The following is a 22,357-nucleotide window of genomic DNA, read 5'->3' on the forward strand; positions in this document are numbered from 1 at the left end:
AATTAAGTAAATATTAAATTTTGAGTAACGATTTTTATACAACCTCTATACTTCCACATGCCGGGATAATATTAAAGATTTGTCGCGCATATACAGATTCACAAGAGGACTTTGAAGATTTTTATCAAGAAGCTTGCTTGCAAATTTGGAAAACAAAAGATGCATTTCAACAAAAATCGAAATGGTCTACTTGGATTTATAGAATCACTCTAAATGTTTGTTTAACTCTTAGTAAGAAACATCAAAGACAACATAGAAAAGTATCATTTTCGCATGAACTTTCCGAAAACAACAAAGCCTTTGAAAACGAACATTTAAATCTACTTTATGATGCTATTAAAAAGCTATCAGAAGTTGACAGAGCCATTATTCTATTACATTTAGAAGAAAATCCTTACAAAGAAATTGCTGCTGTTATTGGAACTAGCGCTAACAATATTGCAGTTAGAATTAACAGAATTAAAAAACTATTAAAAGAATTACTAGATGGAAAAATCAATTGAAAAAATATGGAACGAAGCCTTTATTAGTGAAGAATCATTAATTGCTCCTAAAATAAACGACTTATACAATCAAAAATCGAAGTCGATTATTAACAAAATTAAAAGAACCTATCAATTTGATAACAAAGGGTTGTTACCTATGGCTGGAATTGTAACAATTGGAGGAATTCTATTATCTGAAACTATTATTGGATTATATGGAACATTCCTTATTCTTGCTCTTTATCTTTTCAATACTCGATTATTAAAAAAGTTTGAAACTATTGATATAAAATCGGATAACTTAAACTATTTAAAAAGTTATAGAAGAATTATCAGTTCTATTACTCGATCAACGAAAAAGCTGTTCATTTTTGGTTTACCATTAGCTATCATGTCAATTTTCGCACTAACTTTTTTCTTAAAAGAAGATCGTTTTTTAGCAAGTTATATTTCTAAAGACACTTCTGTTTTACAAGTTTTAGGAATCGGAGCTTTAATAGCAGTTTGTACTTCAATTACTTGTACAGTGGTTTATACAATTTCAACAAGAATGTTATACGGAACACTTTTCTCAAAGCTTGATGATTTAATTATTGAAATGGAGAATTTAAAAGAGTAATATAAAGAACGTCATTACGAAAAATTTTCATTTTGAAGTAATCTAAAAGATGATTATTTGTGATCGAAAAGATTCACTTACTATGTTCGTAATGACGCTTCTTTTTTAAATTGACTTTTTCTGTAGAATAGTTAAACCTATTCTTATCTGTTTGTAAGAAACTTCCTCACGTAAAAACTCAAAGTACGGCTTCAAAGCTGTTTCGTTATTCAACACTTTTTTAGCATTTTGAATTAGCTTTAAAGTATTCACATCAATGAATTTATCAAGATTTACATCTTTACCTTCTAAATACAATTTTGCTAAATGTGAAAATATAGTTTGTTCTTTTAATCCACGTCGAATTGCAATTTCCTCAATTGAAAAGTCCTCTAAATACAACTTATACGTTTCCAACGTCGTGTCTTTTTTCCCTTTCTTTTTCTCTTTAATGAAGGATTTAATTTCTTCCATAAATTCAGCTCCGTACACTTCTAATTTACGCTGCCCTACTCCACTTATTGCTAAAAATTCTTCATCTGTTTGTGGTCTTTGGGTTTCTAATTCACGTAAAGTTGCATCACTAAATACCAAGTAAGCTGCAATATCTTCTTCTTGTGCTATTTGATAACGAAGTTTTCGTAAACGTTCAAACAATGTATCTTTTACAGTTGATTTTTTCTTTTGTTCTTTCTTTTGAGCAGGAGTTTCTTTTTTAGGAACCGTAGGTACAGTTAATCTAACTTTTTCTCCTTTAAATAATACTTTTTCTGAAAACTCAGTTAATTGAATCGTGTTATTTAAATGAAAAGCTATTTGACACAAACCTTGATTTACCAATTGAATCATATAATGCTGCCAATCTCTCCAAGAAATATCTTTTCCTACACCATATGTCTTTAGTGTATTGTATTTTTTATCTAATACAGTCGCATTTTGAGCTCCACGTAAAACATCTATTACAGTTCCCATAGCTTCTTTTCCTTTTAATCGAAAAATTGCCGACAATGCCTTTTGAGCGATTAAAGTTCCATCAAAAAATTGAGGTGGATTTTTACACACATCACAATTTCCACAATCCTCTTCAATTAATTCTCCAAAGTAACTTAGTAAAATTCTTCTGCGACAAACAGTTGCTTCTGAAAACTGTTTCATTCGTTCTAATTTCGCCTCTTGTACCTCTTTATTTCCTGTATTTGCAATAAATTGTCGTAATTGAATTACATCGGCATAACTATGAAATAACAATGCATGCGAAGCCAACCCATCTCTTCCTGCTCTACCGATTTCTTGATAATATCCTTCAATATTCTTCGGCATGTTATAGTGAATTACCCAACGAACATTTGATTTATCAATTCCCATTCCGAAGGCAATTGTTGCACAAATTATTGGAACATCATCTTTAATAAAATCCTCTTGAATAGATGATCTTTCCTCAAAAGATAATCCCGCATGATATGCTTTTGCTTTAATTCCGCTTTGATTCAGTTTACTTGCTAATTGTTCAGTAGCTTTTCTACTTAAACAATATATAATTCCTGATTCATTAGTTCTACCATGAATGAACTTCACAATTTGAGTAACTCTATCATTTGCCGGACGAACTTCTAAGGCGATGTTCTCTCTATTAAAAGAACTTACAAAACGTGTAGCATGTGGAATTGCCAATTGCTCTAAAATATCTTCCTGAGTAGCTTTATCGGCAGTTGCGGTTAAAGCAACAACTGGAACTTCTGGTAAAGATTTTTTCAAGAAAGCTAATTGTTTATACGAAGGTCTAAAATCATGACCCCAAGAAGAAATACAGTGCGCCTCATCAATTGCAATACAACTTATATAATTCTGATTTAAGATATTTTGCAAGAAAGGAAGACTTTCAGGAGCAACATAAAGTAGTTTTACTTTCTTATTTACTACGGCATCAAAAACACTTTGTTGTTCTTCACTAGACTGGCTACTATTAAAATAGGTCGCAGAAATTCCATTAGCTTTTAGGCTATCAACCTGATCTTTCATTAAGGCAATTAATGGAGAAATAACCAATGTAATTCCATCAAAACATAGCGCTGGAAGTTGAAAACAAATCGACTTTCCTCCACCAGTTGGCATAATTACCAAGGTGTCCTTTTTGGTTAAAATATTCTCAACAATCTTTTGCTGCTGTAATCGAAAACTGTCGTAACCAAAATTCGATTTTAACTTCTGCAACAATTCCTTCTCGCTAATTAAATTCATTTAGCAAAAGTACCATAAAAAAAATGTTGCATAAATGGTATGACTACACTAATTGTTTAAAATTTATATGAACATCTCGTCTTTTCTTCTAAAAGTTTTAAACTCTATGTAATACCCGTTTGGATCTTGAACTATAAAGGTATTTTGCTCTCCATTTTTGTCTTCAAAAAATGTTTTTTTCACCACGGTATCAAACATCCATTGACTGTTAATTCTATCATAAGTGTTTTCCCATTCATCACTTTCTAATATTACTCCAAAGTGAAAAGATGGTAACTCTTCATCATCTAATGAATAAAAGGGAAACTGAAAATCAAAATTTTCAGTAAGAACAAAAGTTAATTGATGCCCGAATAAATTAATATCTACCCAATTCTTAGTTTTTCTTCCGATTACTGACTCTAATTGATTTTTGTAATAATTAATTGTCTCTTCGATGTTTTTACAAGGAAGTGACACGTGAAAACATGAATTCATACACTATTGTTTTAAGTTTATTTTATGTAAAAACTACAAAGTTTATGACAATAACTTTTAAATAAATTGGGAGCTTAAAACTTCTATTATATTTAGGAGTAAATTCTTAAATAAATTATTATTAACATTTTGGACAAAAAAAGATAAGCAATTAATTTAACATTTACTTGTTGGGAAATAAAAAAGCCTCGGAAAATCCGAAGCTTTATATCTCTAGAAATATATTGAAACAGAATTAGTTTATATCTTGTAATAATACTTCTACTGCTTTTTTCAATTGAGCATCTTCTCCTCTTTCTTTCCATCCTGGAGCATTTTTGATTAAATAATCTGGAACAGCTGGCGCCTCATTCTCCATATTTTTCCCTGAAGCTTTTACAAACCAAGCTCTGAACGGCATGCGAATATATCCGTTTTGTAAACTTTGTCCTCCTGTAGAAATTACAGCACCAAAAGTTGGTTGTCCTACTAACTTACCGAGACCTAAATTTTTAAATGCATGTGAAAATATTTCTGCATTTGAATAACTATTCTCATTACATAACGCAACTACAGGTTTTGTGTTTACCGATAAAATTGCTCTTTCATTGAATGGGTAATTTCCTGTAAACTTTTTATGATCTTTTAAAGATTTTGCAGCTCCTCTTGGAATTGTATAGGCGTGCTGTTTTACATTTAACACAGCCATTAATCTGTCCGTTGTCCAACCTCCACCATTATATCTTACGTCAATTACAATACCTTTTTTACCGTAACCGCTTGCTTTTAATTCTCTTTCAAAACGCTCAAAACTCGGCATACTCATTCCTCTAATATGGATATAACCTAATTGTCCGTTTGAATATTTTTCTACAAGCTTTTTTCTTGATTCAATCCACTCTTCATACTGTAAAGTGTTTAAAGTTCTTTGCGGACGTAACACGACTTCTTTCCCAGAGGCTAAAGTCAATAAAATCTCATTATTAATTGTATTCTTTAGTAAGCTATAGAAATTTGTTTTCGAATCAATTTTTGTTCCGTTAACAGAAGTAATTACATCTCCAACGTTTAATTTACTTTTAATTTTATCAGCAACTGAATTAGAAAGTACGTATTCAACTTTAACTCCATTACTTACATTTTTAACCTCTAAACCGAGTAAACCAATTTTCTCACTTTCATTTCTTGGAGCAAAACCTCTATACCCCATGTGACTTGCATTTAGCTGACCTAATAACAAATTAAACATGTAAGTATAATCTTCATGCGTAGTGGCAGCTAAAACCCAAGGCTTGTATTTTTTTACTAGTGATTTCCAATCGTATCCATGGAAATTTGGATCATAAAACCCTGCAGTTAACGCACGAATTCCTTCATCAAATATTTGTTCTCTTTCTTTCAGAACATTTTTCTTTACAATTGCAGTATGAGGTAATGAAGTTATTTTATCAGATTTTGTATTCAGTTCTTTTAAAACCCCTCTAGAGGTAAAGTATAATTTCCCGTTTTGAAAAGATAAATTAAAGAAACCTGAAGCTCCTTTCACTATTTTTGGGGCAGTTCCATCCCACTTTACTTTATATAAATTTCTTCTTTTTGTAGAAGGATCTGTTGCAGAGAAATAAATATTTTTGCTATCAGCACTAAACGCCATACTGTATTCATTATCTGATAATGATGTTACTTGAACTAATCTTTCATATAATCTGTCCTCATCTATAGTAACAGTTATCTTTTTCTTTGCTGGCTTCTTATCCTTCTTCTTAGCATCCTTTCCTTCTTTTTTGTCTTTTTTAGGTTCTTCAGCTATATAATAATCACCCTGATCTCTATCTGTTTTTGTTTTTTCCCAATCTTCTTTTTGTAACCAAACCATCCAAACATCGTAATTTAAACCACTCCTATTAGATAAGAAAGCTAATTTTTTACCATCTTGACTCCATACAGGACTTGTATCACTTCTTGGATGCATACTAACATTCATCTGCTTCGATTTATCTTTTACGGAATGAATAAATATTTCGCTATCAAAATTCAAATCTTCTAATGAGTATGCGATGTATTCACTATCTGGACTCCAAGATAAACCACTTGCATCTGTCCAACTATCAATAAAAACTTCTCTATTTTCTATTTTACCATCTTTGATATCAGCTACAATTAATTTACCTCTACCAACACCGTAAGCAATCTTCTTTCTATCAGGAGATACAACAAAATAAGCTACATCTTCTTTTTCTTTTGTTAACTTATTGTGCTCTAATTTTAATGATCTTTCTAATCCAACTTTATCATCTGCTGAACGAACGCTATAAATCTGGAAACTTCCATCTTTATCAGATAAGTATATTGCTGTTTTATCATCTAACCAACCTGCACCATTATCTCTATGATAGTCTTTAGTTACATTGTTAGCATGTTTCTTTTCTTTATCGTTATGTTTCACAAACATCTCTCCTGCGATGTTCAAGGCTATTTTCTTACCATTTGGAGAAATTGCAAAGTCATTTGCTCCATTTCTCATAGTAGAAACACTCTCTTCTGCAAAAAGATTATCAGAGATTACATCAATAGATAGTTTAGTTGTTTTTCCATCTTTTAATAAAAATGTTTCAATTCCGCTAGTGTACACAATTGCACCACTTTTACTTACAGAAAACGAACGAACACCATCCACTTTTAAACTGGTTAATTGTTCTGGATTTCCACTTGTGTTTCCATCCGCAGAAACTTTTTGCTTGTAGATATTATATCGTCCACTTTCAGCTCCTAAATAGTATAAATTATTGTTAGAATCCCAAGCTGGATTATGATCATTTTTATTACTCGTTGTAATTTGAATGTAATTTTTTGTTTTTGGATTGAAAATCCAAATATCTCTTTGCGCAGAACCACTGTAATCTTCTCTAGCAACTCTACATGCGCCTTTTACATAAGCGACTAGACCGTTTGGTGCAATGACTGCATCAGATCCATAAGCAGTTAAGAAACGTTCAGGAGTTCCTCCATTTTCGTTTACTTCATAAATTTGTTGATCCCATTCTGGCCCTGCATAGACTCTTTTTGTTGTAAAAACAACGTCTCCTGCCTTTGTCCAATCTGTTGGTGTATTTGATGTTGGATAATACGTTAATTGTTTTGGAATTCCACCTTGAAGTGTCGTTGTAAAAACATTTGTATTTCCTTTTCTATTCGAAGCAAAAGCAAGTTTAGTACCATTTAAATTCCAAATTGGATTACTGTCGTAACCTTTATTTATTGTTAGTCTTTTGGATAATTTTGAGTTGACATTATAAACCCAAATGTCTCCATAATAACTAAAAGCTATTGTACTTGCATCGGGACTTATTTGTGGGTTACGAATTAAATTTTGGGCAATAGACTTATTTAAAATAAGACCTACTACTAAAAGAAGTATACCTTTAAATTTCATTATTTGGTTGATTTTAAGACGAATTTAAAACTTTACTGAGGAGAAATATTTTTTTTAGGGATTTTTTAACAAAAAAATCAATCAACTAACACTTCATCTATAAAATCTAAAAAACTTTTACTCCTCCAATTTGCTGCACCAGATTTATCAATTCTTATATTACCTTCTTTATCTAATACAAATGTTCTTGGTATCGAATTTACAGGAGGTAATTCATTTAATATACTGTTTGATTGATATACAGGAAATTCGTACTCGTTTTCTTTAAAAAACTTTATGATAGCTTCTGAATCCTCAGATGTAATAAAAATAAATGCAACTTTATCTTGGTAATCATTATAAAACTTTTGAACTGAAGGTAATTCTGCTATACATGGCGGACACCAAGTAGCCCAGAAATTTAAGAATACTACCTTTCCCTTGAATTCTGTAAAGTTAATATCATTTGTATTTAATCCTTTTAATTGCCAATTATAATTAAATACACGAGCACTTTTTTCGACCTTCTCTATTGAAGGACTAAATGCCACTTGCCTTATTAACCAAACCTTGCTTGGCTTATATAATAATAATGCTATAGCTAGAACAAAAATTATATTAGATAATGTGATATATTTTTTCAATGTAAATTCCAATTAAATTTCCAAAACTTATGCTTACTTCTTTGTCTTTTAAGTTCGTGAAAACTGACATTAAAATGTTATAAAGTCTAGTTAAAACTTTGTATAATTTCAAGTGTAAAAATGACAGTTTACCGTAAATTAGTTGTACAAACAAAAATGAATATTTAAATTCACGATTATAAAACATGTTCCTATCAAAAAGGGAAAAAAAAAGTAATTCTATTATTATTTATACTGAAAAGTACAAGCTGATTTTCCTCGTTGTTAAATTCAAAGTAATGAGTAACATTCAAAGAGTTCTATTGTAAAATTTGCAAGAACTTTTTTTAAAAAAATAACTTACGGGCACGTAAACCACGGGAGTATCTATTTATTTAAAGAATTTACCAATTCAGAAGAAGTCAAATGAAAATAAGAAAATTATACAAAAGCCTCATTAAATTAATTTAGTGAGGCTTTTATTTATAAAATTCCTAAAATTATTCTCCTTTTATACTTTTAATAAAGCCTGCTGTTCCCTCCACTCCATCTTTGTCTAAACTCTTAATAAAAGCAGATCCGATAATCGCTCCATTTCCATATTCACAAGCTTTTGTAAAAGTTGCATTATCAGAAATACCAAATCCAATAATTAACTTACTTTTTAAGTTCATTGATTTAATTCTTTCGAAATAATCAATTTGCTGTTGAGAAATTTCACCTTTTGCTCCTGTAATTGATGAAGAAGCTACCATGTAAATGAAACCTTCTGTTAACTCATCTATTTTACGAATTCTCTCATCTGGAGTTTTTGGTGTGATTAAGAACACATTCGTAATTCCGTACTTCGCGAATAAAGCTTTATAATGTGTTTCATATTCAACCATTGGTAAATCAGGAATAATCACAGTATCAACGCCACAATCAATTACTTTTTGACAAAAAGCATCTTCTCCGTATTTGATAATTTGGTTTACATATCCCATTAAAACTAATGGTGTTGTATTAATATCTTTTAAAGCTTGAAGTTGTTCGAAAACAACATCTAAATTCATTCCATTTTTTAATGCTACAGAACTACTATGCTGAATTGTTGGTCCATCCGCCAAAGGATCTGAATAAGGTAAACCAACTTCGATAAAATCAACTCCGTTACTACCTAATTGCGAAATAATTCTTTCCGTTCCATTTAAATCTGGAAACCCAGCTGTAAAAAATATAGATAAAAGGTTTTTATCTTTCTTTTGAAATATTTGTTGAATTGAATTCATTGTTTTGTTTCTTGATACATTTTAAGTTTTTGTAAAGCTTGATCTTTCGTTAATTCATTCCCTCCTTCTATGACAAAAACATCTACTGCTGAGCTGTGTCGAATTGCATCAATTAAAGCTCTTTCTTCTACTTGCGACAATCCTTCATTTATCATTTCTATTTGATGTGCTAAAACAATTAAAGAACGTGAAAAAAAACTTCCTAATCTTGGAACTAATTCACTAATTAATGAGCTTAAAAAACGTTCCCCTTCTGTAAAATTTGCAAATAATATTTTCGAATTTGAAAATGGAATAACTGCATTTCTTTCAATAAACAATCCATTATCTAGTCTATATACTTTTATTTTGTCTATATAGAAAAGAATATAGATTGGTATTGGTTTAAAAAATGATAACATAAAATAATAGTTATTCTTCTAAATGCTTTACATAAGTTTGTAAATCTTTGTCTCCTCTACCTGATAAGTTAATCACTATAACTTGATCTGACTGTAATTTCAACTTTGGAAGTACTGCAAAGGCATGAGCAGTTTCTAAAGCTGGAATAATCCCTTCTAATCTAGTTAATTCGAAAGCCGACTGTAATGCTTCTTTATCTGTAGCATTCATGAACGTTGCTCTTTTAGAATCAAACAAAAATGCATGTAAAGGTCCAACTCCAGGATAATCTAATCCAGCAGAAATTGAATATGGCTCAACAATTTGTCCATATTCATCTTGCATTAAAATAGTTTTACTTCCATGAATTACACCTACTTCTCCTAATTGAGATGTTGCAGCACTTTCTCCAGAATCAACACCTAAACCGGCAGCTTCAACAGCAATTAACTCTACTTCTTCATCTTCTAAATAATGATAAAAAGCTCCGGCTGCATTACTTCCACCACCAACACAAGCAATAATGGTATCAGGATTTTCTTTTCCAGTTTTCTCCTTTAGTTGCCATTTTATTTCCTCTGAAATAATTGCTTGTAAACGAGCTACCATATCTGGATGTGGATGCGGACCAACAACAGAACCAATTAAATAAAAAGTTTCTGGGTTTTGAATCCAATAACGAATTGCTTCGTTTGTTGCATCTTTTAAGGTTTTACTTCCACTTGTAGCAGGAACAATTTTTGCACCTAACATTTTCATACGAGCAACATTTGGAGCCTGACGTTCGATGTCTTTTTCTCCCATGAAAACGATACATTCTACATCCATTAAAGCACAAACTGTGGCTGTAGCAACACCATGTTGACCTGCTCCTGTTTCTGCAATAATTTGAGTCTTTCCTAAACGCTTTGCAATTAAGATTTGACCAATTGTATTGTTTACCTTGTGTGCACCTGTATGATTTAAATCTTCACGCTTTAAGTAAATATGAGCTCCATATTTTTCAGATAAGCGATTTGCATAATACAACGGACTTGGACGTCCAACATAATCTTTCAATAAAGCTTTGTATTCCTTTTGGAAAGATTCAGACTCTATAATTTTAATATAATTGTCTTCTAGTTCTTTTACGTTTGGATATAATAATTCTGGAATAAACGCTCCCCCAAACTCTCCGTAATAACCGTTTTTGTCTGGATTATATTTCATTTTTAAACTTTTTAAGTTTTTTTATAGATTTTAAACCTGGTTCTGTTTCAAATTTACTGTTTACGTCAATGGCATAAATTGGCAAATTAGTTTTACTTATTTCTTTTACAGCAGTTACTTCTTCTAAACCAATTCCTCCACTTAGAAAAAATGGCTTGGTTGAAGGATAATTTTTCAACACTGTCCAATCAAATACCACTCCATTTCCTCCTCTTTCTTTTCCTTTAGTATCAAACAAGAAATAATCAGCTACTGATTCGTATGCTTCAAGAATTGAAAAATCAAAAGTGTCTTTAATTCCAAAAACTTTAATGATTTCAACTTTTGGTAAATGCTTTTTTATTTCTTGAATATAGGCTACGGATTCATCCCCATGCAATTGTAAAGCTTCTAACTCATACTCTTCAGCAAGTGAAACTAAAATTTCCAAATATTCATTTACAAATACACCTGTTTTTTTTATTCCTTTAGGAATTTCAGGTATAATACCTTCAAAGTTTCTTTTGGACCTTTCGTAGAAAATAAAACCTAAATAATCAGGTTTTAATTCAGCAACTTGCCGAATATTATCTACGTATTTCATACCACAAACTTTTAGCTTCATTTCCTGTTCTTTTTACAGTGATTATACAATAGACTTATTGAATTAAAATAGTTAGATTCAAAAGAAATAGTACGTATATCTTTCATTTCGAAAACTTCATCGAAATCTAAATCTATAGTCCCATCTGATTTTATAAAATCTATTGAAAAACTTTTATCATCATATTCCCCTAATGTCCCATAAAATAATTCTTCCTCAACTTCATCTTGAAACTCAAAACAACCGTATTTTGCTTCTAACCTTTTTAAAATTTCAATAGTATTATCAAATTTAAAGTCATTTGGATTTTGAACTTTAATTTCTTTTAATTCTATCACCTTTTGGATTACGCTAGAGTTTTCAACTTTTGATATTTCTACAATATGATTCTTATTCAGTAATTTAAACCCATCCAGTTGATAGTCACTAGGAATAGATTTTATTAAGATCCAACCTTCATTTTCATCTAAGAAAACACCTGTTTCTAGAACCTCCCAATCAGCTATTTTATAATTCTCTATTCTCAAACTATTGTATTATTATCTGATTTGATTTATAAAGTCTAAACAAGCTTCTCCCGGATTTTCTTCTTTCATAAAGTTTTCTCCGATTAAAAACCCTTGAAAACCGTACTCTTTTAATCCTGTAACAATTCTTGGATTGCTAATTCCGCTTTCAGAAACTTTGATCGCCGAACTTGGTATTTGGTTCGCCAAATTGATAGAATGTTCTAAATCAACTTTAAAAGTTTTTAAATCACGATTATTGATTCCTATAATCTTATTATCTAAATCAGAAATTTTATCTAAATCTTGTTGGTTATGAACTTCATATAAAACCTCTAACCCAAGATCGTTAGCTAATTGTCCATAATTCTTAATTTCTTCTGCAGTTAAACAAGCTGCAATTAACAAAATCACATCTGCTCCAATAGCCTTCGCTTCTACAATTTGAAAACCATCAACAACGAAATCTTTGCGCAAAATTGGCTTGATATTATTAACAGTTCTTGCCTCCATTAAATCTGCCATTGTTCCTCCGAAGAAAGAAGTATCCGTTAAGATTGACTGCGCTGCAACATTTGCATCTAAATATCCGTTTGTTACTTCATTAACAGAGACCTGATCGTTGATAATTCCTTTCGAAGGAGATTGCCTTTTAAATTCTGCAATAATTCCTGTAGAACCTTCTTCTGTTAACGAAGCTTTTAAAGAAATTGGAGTTCTTTTAAACTTTGGACTTTCTACTAATTTTTTAACAGGAACTTCAGACTTTATTTTAGCTATTTCCTGCTTTTTAAAATTTATAATTTTTTCTAAAATTGTCATTTCATCTAATAATTACGTCATTGCGAATAAAGTGAAGCAATCTTTTTATTGAGATTACTTCGTCATTCTTCCTCGTAATGACAATAGTTTATTTAACTCACTAATTTTTGTAAACACTCTTTTGCTTTCCCTCCGAATAATGAAGATTTTGCTTCTTCAAAAGCAGCTGAAAAGTCTTTATTTGAGTCTATTATTGTTAATGCAAAGGCAGCATTTGTAAGCACAACACTATTTTGCGCTTCTGTACCTTCACCATTTAAAATTGTTTTGAAAATTTTTGCTGCTTCTTCTACAGAATTTCCTCCGTAAATATCTGATTGTTCAACACGTTGAATTCCTAAATCTTCTGGAGTTATTAATTGCTCACCTTGCTTTGTAAATAATTTAAATCCTCCAGTTAATGAGATTTCATCATATCCATCTAAAGCATGAACAATTCCGTAATTTGTTCCTTCTTCTTGTAAGATATAATTGTATAATCTAGCTACTTCTAAATTAAATGTACCCAACAATTGATTTTGAGCGAAACTTGGATTTACCAAAGGCCCCAACATATTGAAAAATGTCTTTAATTTTAAAGCCTTACGAATTGGACCTACTGCCTTCATTGCTGGATGAAATTTCGGAGCATGTAAAAAACAAATATTTGCTTTTTCTAGCTGTCCTTTTAGCACCGATTCATCATTTGTGAACTCATACCCAAAACTCTCTAACATATCAGAAGAACCCGACTTTGATGAAACAGAATAATTTCCATGTTTAGCCACTTTTTGTCCAGTTCCTGCAACTACAAATGAAGTTAAAGTAGAAATATTAAACGTGTCTTTTCCATCTCCTCCTGTTCCAACTATATCAATGGTATTGAACTCAGATAAATCAACTTTAATTGCCAATTCTAATAATGCCTCTCTAAATCCTGCTAATTCTTCAGCAGTTATCGGACGCATCATAAATACAGTTAAGAAAGAAGCTAAATGCGCATCATTATATTGTTCTTTAGCAATATCAATTAAAATCTGTTTTGCTTCACTTTTTGTTAATCGTTTGTGCTGATACAAATCGTTTAAAATATCTTTCATACTATAAGCTGGTCATTGCGAGTTTAAACGAGGCAATCTCTTTCAAAAGATTACTTCACTTCGTTCGTAATGACATTTTAATTTTTAGAAACTGAATTAATAAAATTGCGAACTAATTGCTCTCCCACTTCTGTTAGAATACTTTCTGGATGAAATTGCACAGCGCTAATTTGATGTTTTGTATGACGGATTGCCATAATTCCTCCATCTTCATCAATTGCCGTCACCTCCAAATCTGCAGGTAAATCTTCATTAGAAGCAATCCAAGAATGATAACGTGCCGCTGGAAAAACTTCAGGAATATCCTTGAAAATTACCGCTTCTGGTTTGGTAACCTTCATATCTGTAGCCACACCATGAAAAACTTCGTTCATATTTATTATAGTTCCACCGAATACTTCTGTGATTGCTTGTAATCCTAAACACACACCAAAAATTGGCTTCTTTCCTGCATAGGTTTTGATGACCTCTTTTAAGATTCCAGCTTCATCAGGAATTCCTGGTCCAGGAGACAACATAATTAAATCATAATCTCCAACTTCTTCAACTGTGATTTCGTCATTTCTATATACATCTGGATACTTGTCCGTAATTTTCTCCACCATGTGAACCAAATTATAGGTAAACGAATCGTAATTATCTAAGATTAATATTTTCATGTTTTTTTCTAGTATTGAGTACTGAGCTATTAATATTAAGTTCGAATCATTTCTTCTAATTACTGAATACTAACTTCTCTAGACTGTTTTAAATTTTTTCAGCTAAGGTTAACGCCTTCTTTAATGCTGCTAGTTTGTTATTAACTTCTTGCAACTCTTTTTCTTCATCTGAATGAATTACAATTCCCGCTCCTGCTTGATAGTAAAGGACATTATTTTTACTTACAAAAGATCGAATACCAATTGCCAAGTTAACATCTCCGTTCAATCCCATAATTCCAACAGCTCCTCCATAAAATCCGCGAGATTGATTTTCATATTTATCAATTAACTGCATTGCCTTATATTTTGGAGCTCCGCTTAACGTTCCTGCCGGAAAAGTATCTCCAACAATCTTAATTGGATCTCCCATTAATTGTCCTTGAACTGTAGAAACTAAGTGAATGACATGACTGAAATATTGTACTTCCTTAAATACTTCAACAGTTACATTTTCTGCATGTTTACTTAAGTCGTTTCTAGCCAAATCAACTAACATTACATGCTCTGCTGTTTCTTTTTTATCTTCTGATAATTTCTTTCCCAACTTAATATCTTCGGCCATATCTCCAGTTCTTCTGAAAGTTCCTGCAATTGGATTGATAATAGCTTTTCCGTTGTTGATTTTAATTTGAGCTTCTGGAGAAGACCCCATTAATTTGAAACTTCCGTAGTCAAAGTAAAATAAATATGGTGATGGATTTATAGAACGCAATGCTCTGTATACATTAAATTCATCTCCTTTATATTTTTGTTGAAATTGACGCGATAATACCAATTGGAAAACATCTCCTCTTTTGCAATGCGCCTTTGCTCGTTTTACATTTTCAATAAAATCTTCGCTCGTAACATTAGATGTTTCCTCTCCTTGAATTTCAAATTTTTGCGTATTGAATGCTTGTGCTTCGATTATCGTTTCAATCTCTTCTAATCTTGACTCTTCTCCTACTTCAAGGTTTTCTATCAACTGCATTTCGTCATTAAAATGATTAATTGCAATAATAAATCTGTAAAAGCTATACTGCATCATTGGAATTGCAGAAGGAGCATCTGGATTAGTTAATTTAATAGTTTCGAAATACTGAACACTATCGTATGTTGTATAACCATATAATCCATTAAAAGATTTTAGTCTCTCATCGCAATCTAAATCGATTCGACTCGTAAAATTTTTAAATAATTCATTGAAATTTCTATCAATTGGTTGTTTTTCAACCTCTTTATTTTTCAAAGAAATCGTAAAATCATTTTTATCAGCTTTGAAAGAAACTATAGGTTCAACACATATGAAAGAGAAACTTTCTTCTTTACTGTGATAATCTGAACTCTCTAGCAGTAATGTACTCGGATATTTGTCTCTCAAACGCAAATACAAACCAACCGGAGTAACCGTATCTGCTATTTTTTGTTTACAAATTGTTTTAAATTGTAATGGCTTCATTTTAATTTGGTCAATAAAAAAAGGCTTATCATGAGATAAGCCTTTTTCGTTATTATTTATATATAACAAGATGGTCTCACTAACGTAAGTTATGAGATTTCCACCACCAGTTATTTAATTGTATTGTTTTCATTTGCAACAAAGTTATAAAGTCATTTTTATCTAAACAAATATTTATTTAAAATTTTTTGTTTGATAATATTGAAGTGCATTTACAACATTCACCAATGGTGCATTCCAGTTGATTGCTCCTTCACTAGAAGTATAGGACCACGCAGTATCAGAATATGATTTTGCTAGCATTATACTAAAATTTTTCATACTTATTTTGCTGTTCAGTTAAATAAAAGGCTCTCATTCCCTTTTTCCTTAATAAATAATCTAATCCAACAAACACATTATCAAAATGGTCAACATCATTAGTAATATTACAAGCTTTTTAAGGTGCTTCCAACAGTTTCACTTTTTACTTTTTTTTCTTCAAGCTTAGAAAAACTATTGACACAATTAAATCTGCTAACGACAAATTTAAAGCAGCAAAAATGCTTTTTTAGAACACGAATCTTTCCAAATTAATTTCATGAGGCATAATCACTCCTAAAAATTTTAATCCTGTAAGTTTAAAATAAACCGCACGATTAAATAGGTTTTGTAAAGACAATATCCTATAGTCTAAATTGCAAATAACTTCATCTAGAACATCTGGAAAATTGTTGCCTGGTTCAGGCAATATAATATTATTTAGAGCTCTAAAACTAATTATAATTCTCAAAAACATGTATTAAAGTATGAGTATTGATTCTGCTATTTGAGACCAACTTAATCTAATCACCTGCATCAAACCAACCTTTAACGCAGAAGTAACAGTTCCTTCTGCTATATCTTTTCTAACGGAGTAACTATGAATTTTAACCACATTATCATTTAAACTAACAGGTCTATTAGATTGATCAGCGTGCTCTCTTCTAATTCAATTGGACAACGATTTAAATTATAATATTTAAATAGAGCATCAGCAAAATCCTAATAAGAGTTACTTTGTACTCAAAATCTCATTTTATTCTCTCCTACAAGTATTTCATATTCCCTTCATTATTTATTGAACTAAAATCAAGTATTGGAACATACTTTCCAGAATCTTTCCATAACAAACCTTTACCTGTTTCTCCAGACATAATTTCCTTTCCTGAGACATATTTAGTTACATATGAAAGTTTATCAAGCTCATTATTAGAAACGACCGAAATCAATTTTGGTCTATTTTCAACATATCCTATTTGATTATATCGAATAGAAAGTTCAATTTTTTAAGTACCCGATGCACACGATATAAACACAACAGATATAAGTAGCATATATCTATTTAGAGGTTTCATTTAAGTCTAATGTATTTAGAATATTCTTATGAAATACGACTAAAATATTATCAAAAAATATCAAATATTAATTCAAATCATACAAATCGACTTATAAAATTATAATAAAAAACTAAAATGACAATAAAAGTTTAAATATGAAATTAAAATAAACTTTTTAGTTTTTATATAAAGGTATATTCAGGTAATTTGAACCATAATTAAAACAAAAATAAATTAAAAATTACTATATATTATGTGTGGAATTATATGTGCGTTTGATTTAAAAGAAAAGTCTGAGTCGTTAAGACCTCAACTACTAGAAATGGCGAAAAAAATTCGTCATAGAGGTCCAGATTGGAGTGGAGTTTATAGTGATGATAAAACAATTATGGCTCATGAAAGACTTGCCATAGTTGACCCAACATCTGGACAACAACCTTTATTTAGTAAAGACAGAAGATTTGTACTAGCTGCAAATGGAGAAATATATAATCATCAAGAATTAAGAGAACAGTTTGAAGGAAAATATGATTTCCAGACTAAATCTGACTGCGAAGTAATTCTAGCTTTATATCAAGAAAAAGGTGAAGAGTTTTTAGATGATTTAAACGGAATTTTTGGTTTCGCAGTTTATGACGCTAAAACTGATGAATACTTAGTTGCTCGTGATCACATGGGAATTATTCCTTTATACATGGGTTGGGACAAAAAAGGAACATTCTATGTTGCTTCTGAATTAAAAGCTTTAGAAGGGGTTTGCAATAAAATTGAAGTTTTTCCTCCGGGACATTATTACACTAGAGAACACGGATTACAACGGTGGTATTCTAGAGATTGGATGGATCATGAAGCGGTAAGAGATAACCAAACTAGCATCGATGAATTGCGCGATGCTCTTGAAGCCGCGGTTCACAGACAACTAATGAGTGATGTACCTTATGGTGTTTTGTTATCGGGAGGGTTAGATTCTTCAATCACTTCTGCAATTGCCAAGAAGTATGCCTCAAAAAGAATTGAAAGCGGAGATGAAGAAGAAGCGTGGTATCCGCAATTACACTCGTTCTCCATCGGATTAGAAGGTTCACCAGATTTAGCAGCTGCTAAGAAAGTTTCAGACCATATTGGAACAATTCATCATGAAATCACATTTACAATTCAAGAAGGATTAGATGCAATTAGAGATGTTATTTACAACCTTGAAACATACGACATTACAACGATTAGAGCCTCAACTCCGATGTATTTAATGGCAAGAGTAATCAAATCAATGGGAATAAAAATGGTTTTATCAGGAGAAGGAGCTGATGAAATTTTTGGAGGATATTTATACTTCCACAAAGCTCCAGATCCAGAGGAATTCCATAAAGAAACTGTACGTAAACTAGACAAACTATATCAATATGATTGTTTAAGAGCCAACAAAAGTTTAATGGCTTGGGGAATCGAAGGAAGAGTCCCTTTCTTAGACAAAGAATTTATGGATGTAGCGATGCGCATAAACCCAGAAGATAAAATGATTAACGGTGAACGAATGGAAAAATGGGTTCTAAGAAAAGCTTTTGAAAGTTATCTGCCAGAAAGTGTTGCTTGGAGACAAAAAGAGCAATTCTCTGATGGCGTTGGTTACAACTGGATTGATACGTTAAAAGAATTAGTGGAAACTGAAGTTACGGATGAAATGATGCGTAGTGCTCATCATAGATTCCCAATTCAAACTCCAAGGGCTAAAGAAGAATATTATTACCGTTCAATATTTGAGGAGCATTTCCCGAGTGAAACGGCAGCTTTAACTGTACCATCTGTGCCATCAATTGCTTGTAGCACACCAACAGCACTTGCTTGGGATGAGAGCTTTAAAAATCAGAATGAACCTAGTGGAAGAGCCATAAAAATGGTTCATGAAGATGCATACTAATATGCAGAATTTTTAAATTTTAGTTGTGTTAAAATCCTGCCTCGTGCAGGATTTTATGATTAAGAAAAAGTTTACAAAAATGTAAGACTCTTATTTAAGACAACTTTTCCTACTAGTTAGACATAACGTAAAAATGAAGATAAATTTACTTTCTAATTACCGCCTGATTCATTATGATTTTTGTAATTCTTATTCTTTTCAATTTTGTAAAAAGAATCAACGTAATCATCGTAACTTGTATACCAACTATTTAAAAAAACTCCGTTAATAATTACTAAAATTAAATCTTTACAGATTTTATCACCTTTTTTTCAGGTATTTGAATAATTTCAACTTGAGATTAATAATCACAAACATCATTATCTAAATGACACGTTAGTATAATTTAAATTTCTTGAAAATTATCAGCAGACTTGATTAAAAAAGAATTCATCAACTTTACCTACCTTTTCAACCTTTCAAAATCATTTATACACTTAATAATAACTGGCTATTCTGGAACTTCGTACCTAGAGAAAAATCTCAGTAAATTTGTTAAAATCTAAATATGGGATTACGTTTTAATGTCTTCTTCTGGAGCGAAAGAAAACAGAATAATTGAATAGTCATTCTTTTTATCTGAGATAAATTTTGATAAGAAGTCAATGTTCCTACAAATCAGAAATTAGCTTAAGGACTTTTGATAAGACCATACTAGACTTCCAATGTTCTAAAAGATGTAGTAATTTTACATTGAAAATCTTGGTTTTTCAATAAATCAATTTTATTAGAAAGCAATTTCCATTTTATCTACTTGTTTTTAGATATTAAGAAACTGTTTTCTTATTAATTATTTCATTCTTGTGAATTACTACAACTCGGTAATACAGATGATGTAAAAATACCTACTAAAAATTCCGGGAGAAACTTACTCTTAGATTAGAATAATATTAAAAACAATGATAAAACAACAATGAAAATCTATTTTTAACATGTTAAATATCTTTTTAACACCAATCATTAATTTATTATTATCGCTTAACCAAAATCCATTTTAAAACGATTTAAAGGAAAATCTTACTTTTACAAACAGCCAACACTATAAATTTAATAAAGAATTTAATTTAAAACCCTTTTTAAGCGTTTTAAGCCATTTTTAAGTTTTAAATAATTGTTGATAAATAACATATAAAAACGCTTAAAAATTATATTTCATCGATAAAAAATCGTAAGTTTGTCCGTTATTAATTCGCTCCAGTGGCGATTTTTTTGTGGGGGAACCGTTATCATTTTAAACACATTTCCCTAGTGTAAATGATAACCGTTAAAAAGATATAAAACATAAAAGACATAAAACTCAAATCATGAGCGAAGAAAAAAAGCACAATTATTCTGCCGATAGTATTCAGGCGCTAGAAGGAATGGAGCATGTAAGAATGCGTCCTTCCATGTATATTGGAGATGTAGGTGTAAGAGGTTTACATCACTTAGTATATGAAGTTGTTGACAACTCCATTGATGAGGCATTAGCAGGACACTGTGATACTATCACGGTAGACATTAATGAAGACAACTCTATAACTGTTAGAGATAATGGCCGTGGTATTCCCGTAGGACTTCACAAGAAAGAAGGAGTTTCCGCCCTAGAAGTTGTTATGACTAAAATTGGAGCTGGAGGTAAATTCGATAAAGATTCTTATAAAGTATCTGGTGGACTGCACGGAGTTGGTGTATCTTGTGTTAATGCACTTTCGGATCATTTAAAAGCTACGGTTCATAGAGACGGAAAAATATGGCAACAAGAATACGAAAGAGGTAAAACATTATACCCAGTAAAAACTGTTGGTGAAACTGATATCACTGGAACTGAAGTTACATTTTCTCCAGACAAATCTATTTTCCAGCAAACTACAGAGTACAATTACGACACCTTAGCTGCTCGTATGAGAGAACTTGCTTATTTGAATAAAGGGATTACCGTTACTTTAACTGACAAGCGTAATCAAGACGACGAAGGAAATAACATTTCTGAGACTTTCCATAGTAATGAAGGATTATCTGAATTTGTAAGATATCTTGACAATACTCGTACGCCTGTTATTCAACATGTAATTTCAATGGAAGGAGAAAAAAATGGAATTCCAGTTGAAGTTGCCATGATTTATAATGATTCTTATGCCGAAAATCTTCATTCATACGTAAACAATATCAACACTCACGAAGGAGGTACACATTTATCAGGTTTTAGAAGAGGATTAACAGGTACATTAAAAAAATACGCGGATAATTCTGGATTATTGAAGAATGTAAAGTTCGAAATATCTGGAGATGATTTCCGGGAAGGATTAACGGCTATTGTCTCTGTAAAAGTTGCAGAACCTCAATTCGAAGGACAAACAAAAACAAAATTAGGAAACAGAGAAGTAACTTCAGCTGTATCACAAGCAGTTTCTGAAATGTTAACGGATTACCTTGAAGAAAATCCAAACGATGCAAAAACTATTGTACAAAAAGTAATCTTAGCTGCACAAGCACGTCACGCTGCTCGTAAAGCAAGAGAAATGGTTCAACGTAAAACTGTAATGAGTATTGGTGGTTTACCTGGTAAATTATCTGATTGTTCTGAAACAGATCCTGCACAATGTGAGATTTTCTTAGTCGAGGGAGATTCGGCAGGTGGAACTGCAAAACAAGGAAGAGATCGTAATTTTCAAGCTATTTTACCATTAAGAGGAAAAATCTTAAATGTTGAAAAAGCAATGCAACATAAAGTTTTTGAGAACGAGGAAATCAAAAACATGTTCACCGCATTGGGAATTACAATTGGAACAGAAGAAGATCCAAGAGCTTTAAACCTAACTAAATTACGTTATCACAAAGTAGTAATTATGTGTGATGCCGATGTAGATGGATCTCATATTGCAACATTAATCTTAACATTCTTCTTCCGTTACATGAAAGAGATGGTTGAACAAGGTTATATTTATATTGCTACTCCTCCACTTTATTTAGTTAAAAAAGGACAAAAAAGAGAATACGCTTGGGACGATAACCAACGTGATTTGATTAACCAAAAAATGGGCGGTGGAGCTACTATTCAACGCTATAAAGGTCTCGGAGAGATGAATGCTGAACAATTATGGGATACAACTATGAATCCTGAGTTTAGAACATTACGTCAAGTTACCATCGATAACATGACTGAAGCAGACCGAATTTTCTCTATGTTAATGGGAGACGAAGTACCTCCGCGTAGAGAGTTTATTGAGAAGAATGCGAAATATGCAAACATCGATGCATAAT

20 protein-coding genes are annotated in these 22,357 nt (G+C 31.4%); 4 read left to right on the forward strand and 16 right to left on the reverse strand.

Features of this window, described 5'->3' with window-relative positions:
- Positions 1-20 precede the first annotated feature (20 nt).
- Both BTO06_RS12860 and BTO06_RS12865 read left to right on the forward strand, forming a co-directional pair.
- Positions 21-503, forward strand: a complete 483-nt coding sequence (locus BTO06_RS12860) for an RNA polymerase sigma factor (RefSeq protein WP_100925694.1) — start codon at positions 21-23, stop codon at positions 501-503.
- The gene (locus BTO06_RS12865; RefSeq protein ID WP_100925695.1) at positions 487-1,104 is read left to right on the forward strand and encodes a hypothetical protein; all 618 of its coding nucleotides are present in this window, start codon (positions 487-489) and stop codon (positions 1,102-1,104) included. Before BTO06_RS12860 ends, BTO06_RS12865 begins: the two co-directional genes overlap by 17 nt.
- Before the next feature lie 105 nt (positions 1,105-1,209).
- Here the strand turns inward: BTO06_RS12865 and recQ are convergent, their stop codons facing one another.
- From recQ to BTO06_RS12945, 15 genes are all read right to left on the reverse strand, one after another.
- On the reverse strand, positions 1,210-3,321 hold the full coding sequence (gene recQ, locus BTO06_RS12870) for a DNA helicase RecQ (protein ID WP_100925696.1): 2,112 nt from the start codon (positions 3,319-3,321) through the stop codon (positions 1,210-1,212).
- Between the two features lie 63 nt (positions 3,322-3,384).
- Complete coding sequence (locus BTO06_RS12875; protein ID WP_100925697.1) at positions 3,385-3,798, reverse strand: VOC family protein; 414 nt, start codon at positions 3,796-3,798, stop codon at positions 3,385-3,387.
- A gap of 235 nt (positions 3,799-4,033) precedes the next feature.
- Positions 4,034-7,210, reverse strand: coding sequence for a S41 family peptidase (locus BTO06_RS12880; protein ID WP_100925698.1), 3,177 nt, complete (start codon positions 7,208-7,210; stop codon positions 4,034-4,036).
- 77 nt (positions 7,211-7,287) lie between these two features.
- Complete coding sequence (locus BTO06_RS12885; RefSeq protein ID WP_157811860.1) at positions 7,288-7,833, reverse strand: TlpA family protein disulfide reductase; 546 nt, start codon at positions 7,831-7,833, stop codon at positions 7,288-7,290.
- Between the two features lie 479 nt (positions 7,834-8,312).
- Positions 8,313-9,083: a tryptophan synthase subunit alpha gene (gene trpA / locus BTO06_RS12895; protein WP_100925701.1), complete on the reverse strand. Its 771-nt coding sequence runs from the start codon at positions 9,081-9,083 to the stop codon at positions 8,313-8,315.
- On the reverse strand, positions 9,080-9,484 hold the full coding sequence (locus BTO06_RS12900; protein WP_100925702.1) for a hypothetical protein: 405 nt from the start codon (positions 9,482-9,484) through the stop codon (positions 9,080-9,082). The genes trpA and BTO06_RS12900 overlap by 4 nt, the downstream gene beginning before the upstream one ends.
- Before the next feature lie 10 nt (positions 9,485-9,494).
- On the reverse strand, positions 9,495-10,673 hold the full coding sequence (trpB, locus tag BTO06_RS12905; protein WP_100925703.1) for a tryptophan synthase subunit beta: 1,179 nt from the start codon (positions 10,671-10,673) through the stop codon (positions 9,495-9,497).
- Positions 10,663-11,256, reverse strand: a complete 594-nt coding sequence (locus BTO06_RS12910; protein WP_100926787.1) for a phosphoribosylanthranilate isomerase — start codon at positions 11,254-11,256, stop codon at positions 10,663-10,665. Before BTO06_RS12910 ends, trpB begins: the two co-directional genes overlap by 11 nt.
- Before the next feature lie 17 nt (positions 11,257-11,273).
- On the reverse strand, positions 11,274-11,783 hold the full coding sequence (locus tag BTO06_RS12915; RefSeq protein WP_100925704.1) for a hypothetical protein: 510 nt from the start codon (positions 11,781-11,783) through the stop codon (positions 11,274-11,276).
- 12 nt (positions 11,784-11,795) lie between these two features.
- On the reverse strand, positions 11,796-12,584 hold the full coding sequence (gene trpC / locus BTO06_RS12920; protein WP_100925705.1) for an indole-3-glycerol phosphate synthase TrpC: 789 nt from the start codon (positions 12,582-12,584) through the stop codon (positions 11,796-11,798).
- Positions 12,585-12,676: 92 nt separating this feature from the next.
- Positions 12,677-13,663 carry an anthranilate phosphoribosyltransferase gene (gene trpD, locus BTO06_RS12925; protein ID WP_100925706.1) on the reverse strand — a complete coding sequence of 329 codons (987 nt, stop codon included), beginning with the start codon at positions 13,661-13,663 and terminating at the stop codon, positions 12,677-12,679.
- Positions 13,664-13,740: 77 nt separating this feature from the next.
- On the reverse strand, positions 13,741-14,322 hold the full coding sequence (locus BTO06_RS12930; RefSeq protein WP_100925707.1) for an anthranilate synthase component II: 582 nt from the start codon (positions 14,320-14,322) through the stop codon (positions 13,741-13,743).
- Between the two features lie 88 nt (positions 14,323-14,410).
- Positions 14,411-15,802 (reverse strand): anthranilate synthase component I family protein, encoded by a 1,392-nt coding sequence (locus BTO06_RS12935; RefSeq protein WP_100925708.1) that lies wholly within the window; start codon positions 15,800-15,802, stop codon positions 14,411-14,413.
- Between the two features lie 174 nt (positions 15,803-15,976).
- Positions 15,977-16,105 carry a glycoside hydrolase family 9 protein gene (locus BTO06_RS18560; RefSeq protein WP_198517083.1) on the reverse strand — a complete coding sequence of 43 codons (129 nt, stop codon included), beginning with the start codon at positions 16,103-16,105 and terminating at the stop codon, positions 15,977-15,979.
- Between the two features lie 764 nt (positions 16,106-16,869).
- Complete coding sequence (locus BTO06_RS12945; protein ID WP_232731458.1) at positions 16,870-17,052, reverse strand: cellulase N-terminal Ig-like domain-containing protein; 183 nt, start codon at positions 17,050-17,052, stop codon at positions 16,870-16,872.
- Between the two features lie 361 nt (positions 17,053-17,413).
- Here BTO06_RS12945 and asnB point away from each other — a divergent pair, with 361 nt between their 5' ends.
- Complete coding sequence (asnB, locus tag BTO06_RS12950; RefSeq protein WP_100925711.1) at positions 17,414-19,075, forward strand: asparagine synthase B; 1,662 nt, start codon at positions 17,414-17,416, stop codon at positions 19,073-19,075.
- A 152-nt stretch (positions 19,076-19,227) separates the two neighbouring features.
- Here the strand turns inward: asnB and BTO06_RS19010 are convergent, their stop codons facing one another.
- Positions 19,228-19,371, reverse strand: a complete 144-nt coding sequence (locus BTO06_RS19010; RefSeq protein WP_157811931.1) for a DUF3103 family protein — start codon at positions 19,369-19,371, stop codon at positions 19,228-19,230.
- A 1,047-nt stretch (positions 19,372-20,418) separates the two neighbouring features.
- Here BTO06_RS19010 and gyrB point away from each other — a divergent pair.
- Positions 20,419-22,356, forward strand: coding sequence for a DNA topoisomerase (ATP-hydrolyzing) subunit B (gene gyrB, locus BTO06_RS12955; protein ID WP_100925712.1), 1,938 nt, complete (start codon positions 20,419-20,421; stop codon positions 22,354-22,356).
- The last annotated feature ends 1 nt before the right edge of the window (position 22,357 follow it).

The sequence above is a fragment of the Tenacibaculum sp. SZ-18 genome, from assembly GCF_002813915.1.
GTDB lineage: Bacteria > Bacteroidota > Bacteroidia > Flavobacteriales > Flavobacteriaceae > Polaribacter.